We start from the raw sequence: 3,059 nt of genomic DNA on the forward strand, positions 1-3,059 counted from the left end.
ATGCCAGTGGCATTGTGGGTGGCCGATAGACAGTTGCCCCGTCACTGCCACTGGCCATACAACCGACATTGAAGGTGGCTGCGGACACCAGAGGAAAAGAAACCTGGTACTTGCGTACAGCCGTATGCAGTTAGTGCTTATAACAAGAATAAGCAGCTGGTTAACAGTGGTAAGCTGACTCTTGAATTTGAAACGAATGGCGACAAATACGATAAATATGGTCGGTTACTAGCATATGTATTTGTAAATGGTAAATCAGTCCAAGAGGAGTTGCTGAAAGGTGGATATGCCCGGGTAGCTTACATTTATAACCCACCGTATAAGTATCTGTCCAAATATGAAAGTGATGAAAATACCGCTAAAAGCAATCATCTCAACATATGGTCAGAAAGTGGATATGTAACGGACTCTGGATTTAATGGTTGTGCAAAGACATCAAGTGGAACAAGCACGGCTTCCAGTGACTCCAGCACAACAAGCCATTCAACGAATTCTGGATCTTCAAATGGTTCAAGCTCATCGGCCACGAGCGCCCCTACTTCTTCCGGAGGCACAGAAATTTTTGCAAACTGTACCGAGTTGAGAAAAAAATATCCAAACGGAGTGCCGAAAGGACACCCTGCTTATCAAGAAAAGATGGACCGGGATCACGACAATTATGCATGTGAAAGATAAGAAAGGCCCTGAGGGGCTTTTCTTTAGAACTAAAGAAGAACATACGTACTTAATTTTCTGTACAATGTCAATGAGTTTTTTGTACAAAATGGAGGTAAATGAATATGGCAAGTATACAAAAACGTGGTGCAAACTCTTTTCTACTTGTTGTTGAGATTGGATATAGTGCGAAGGGAAAACGCCTAAAAAGAACAAAAACAATCCATGTTAATGATCCGCAGTTATTAAAGAAAAAGAAAAAACTCAATGAGTATTTAAATGATGAACTGACAAAATTTAAAATTGAAGTGGAAGCCGGGGAATATATTGCGCCTGAAAAAATGGTACTATCTGAGTTTGTAAAGGAATGGGAGAAAAAATATGCAAAAGAAGCCCTGTCAGGTGGCACTTTAAATAATTATCTGAGCAACTTTAAAAACCATATAGAACCGGTGCTTGGTGACCTTAGGCTAGACCAAATCAAAACAATACACATCGTAAACCTTTTGAATAATCTAAAGCGCACCGATGGAAATGGGGAAAGTTCAATCCACGTCAAACAATATACATACCGGGTGATAAGGAACATCATGAGCCGTGCTTACGAATGGAAGCTGGTAAAAAACAATCCGGTAGACGGTGTGAAAAAGCCACGAAATAAGGATGAGGAAATGCACAAAGTTAATGTGTATGACGAGGAAGAAGTGGAACAACTTTTTTTAGCTGTACAATCTGAGCCGATCCATTGGCGTATCTTTACTTCCCTCGCATTGGCCGGCGGGCTGCGGAAAGGCGAATTATTAGGGCTTGAAGTCTCGAAAATAAACTTTGACGAGCAGACAATTGAGATTGACCAGACCATTGTAATGGGAGAAAATAATAAACCCGAAATCAAGTCAACTAAAACTAAAAAGTCGGCACGCCTTGTCTCGTTGCCTAAAACCGTTATGGATGAGCTAAAGTTTTATGTAAAGTATCTTGAAAAAGAAAAGGAAAAAATGGGCGATGCATATGAGCAAGAACACCAATGGCTGTTTTGTAACGAATACGGTCATCATCTTTATCCGACGACACCAAGCAAATGGTGGTCCCGATTTGTTAAAAAAGCTGGAGTAAGGCATATCCGCCTGCACGATCTGCGACATACTTCGGCTACGCTTCTAATTAACCAGGGTGTGCATGCTAAAATTATATCAGAAAGACTTGGGCATGCTGATATCGGTATTACGATGGATACTTACGGCCACGCGCTCCGAACTGCGGATAAGTCGGCAGCTGAAAAATTGGATACTATTTTCCGGTCAAAAAGCCAAAAAGAATCAAACCGTCAACAATCCGTCAACAAGTCATAAATTGTGCTTCCGTGAGCTACAATTTATTGAAAAGCAAAAAACGCTCAAACCCTTTTATATCAAGAGGTTTGAGCGTTTAAACTTTAAGCGGAAGACGGGACTCGAACCCGCGACCCACACCTTGGGAAGGTGTTGTTCTACCACTAAACTACTTCCGCATATTTGTAGAATACCACATATTTTAAAAAAAGAAAAGAGTGAGCCATGCAGGATTCGAACCTGCGACCCTCTGATTAAAAGTCAGATGCTCTACCAACTGAGCTAATGGCTCGTAAAAATCTATATATCCATTGGCGTAACCAATTCAATAGAAAAGGCTGGGCCAGCTGGATTCGAACCAACGCATGACGGAGTCAAAGTCCGTTGCCTTACCGCTTGGCTATGGCCCAATTATCTATAGTATGAACCCTCTCACCAAAAAAATGCACCAAAGTGCATGCCCAAAAAATGAGGTGGTGGAGGGGGACGGATTCGAACCGCCGAACCCTGAGGGAGCGGATTTACAGTCCGCCGCGTTTAGCCACTTCGCTACCCCTCCGTAAATGGTGCCGGCCAGAGGACTTGAACCCCCAACCTACTGATTACAAGTCAGTTGCTCTACCAATTGAGCTAGACCGGCATACAAATGGAGGATGACGGGCTCGAACCGCCGACCCTCTGCTTGTAAGGCAGACGCTCTCCCAGCTGAGCTAATCCTCCAAATATGTAAATGGTGACCCGTACGGGATTCGAACCCGTGTTACCGCCGTGAAAGGGCGGTGTCTTAACCGCTTGACCAACGGGCCAAAAAAATATAAGCTTCCAATCGGGCTCGAACCGATGACCTCTTCCTTACCATGGAAGTGCTCTACCTGCTGAGCTATGGAAGCATATGACTCCGCAGGTAGGATTCGAACCTACGACCGATCGGTTAACAGCCGATTGCTCTACCACTGAGCTACTGCGGAATATCGGGCCCGGCAGCGTCCTACTCTCGCAGGGGGAAACCCCCAACTACCATCGGCGCTGGAAAGCTTAACTTCCGAGTTCGGGATGTGTTCGGGTGTGACCTTT

At 44.1% G+C, this 3,059-nt stretch carries 1 protein-coding gene, 9 tRNA genes, 1 rRNA gene and 1 pseudogene; 2 read left to right on the forward strand and 10 right to left on the reverse strand.

Going from position 1 to position 3,059, the window contains the following annotated elements; translation table 11 throughout:
- Positions 1 to 84: 84 nt before the first annotated feature.
- Together IC21_RS17595 and IC21_RS07040 are read left to right on the forward strand one after the other, a co-directional pair.
- Positions 85 to 675: pseudogene (locus IC21_RS17595) on the forward strand (thermonuclease family protein); the annotation flags it as partial.
- A gap of 104 nt (positions 676 to 779) precedes the next feature.
- Positions 780 to 2,006, forward strand: a complete 1,227-nt coding sequence (locus IC21_RS07040) for a tyrosine-type recombinase/integrase (protein ID WP_029142701.1) — start codon at positions 780 to 782, stop codon at positions 2,004 to 2,006.
- Between the two features lie 86 nt (positions 2,007 to 2,092).
- On the opposite strand, the gene IC21_RS07045 is transcribed toward IC21_RS07040, so the two are convergent.
- The 10 genes from IC21_RS07045 to rrf all read right to left on the reverse strand — a co-directional run.
- Positions 2,093 to 2,164 (reverse strand) — tRNA-Gly (locus IC21_RS07045).
- A gap of 40 nt (positions 2,165 to 2,204) precedes the next feature.
- A tRNA-Lys gene (locus tag IC21_RS07050) sits at positions 2,205 to 2,277 on the reverse strand.
- A gap of 46 nt (positions 2,278 to 2,323) precedes the next feature.
- Positions 2,324 to 2,395 (reverse strand) — tRNA-Gln (locus IC21_RS07055).
- A 64-nt stretch (positions 2,396 to 2,459) separates the two neighbouring features.
- Positions 2,460 to 2,544 (reverse strand) — tRNA-Tyr (locus IC21_RS07060).
- 5 nt (positions 2,545 to 2,549) lie between these two features.
- Positions 2,550 to 2,625, reverse strand: a tRNA-Thr gene (locus tag IC21_RS07065).
- A gap of 7 nt (positions 2,626 to 2,632) precedes the next feature.
- A tRNA-Val gene (locus IC21_RS07070) sits at positions 2,633 to 2,705 on the reverse strand.
- A gap of 11 nt (positions 2,706 to 2,716) precedes the next feature.
- Positions 2,717 to 2,791: transfer RNA gene (locus tag IC21_RS07075), tRNA-Glu, on the reverse strand.
- Between the two features lie 11 nt (positions 2,792 to 2,802).
- Positions 2,803 to 2,875 (reverse strand) — tRNA-Thr (locus IC21_RS07080).
- A 6-nt stretch (positions 2,876 to 2,881) separates the two neighbouring features.
- Positions 2,882 to 2,953, reverse strand: a tRNA-Asn gene (locus IC21_RS07085).
- Between the two features lie 7 nt (positions 2,954 to 2,960).
- Positions 2,961 to 3,059 (reverse strand): 5S ribosomal RNA (gene rrf / locus IC21_RS15845); the annotation flags it as partial.

This window comes from Heyndrickxia coagulans DSM 1 = ATCC 7050 (assembly GCF_000290615.1).
In the GTDB taxonomy this organism is placed as follows: Bacteria; Bacillota; Bacilli; order Bacillales; family Bacillaceae_C; genus Weizmannia; species Weizmannia coagulans.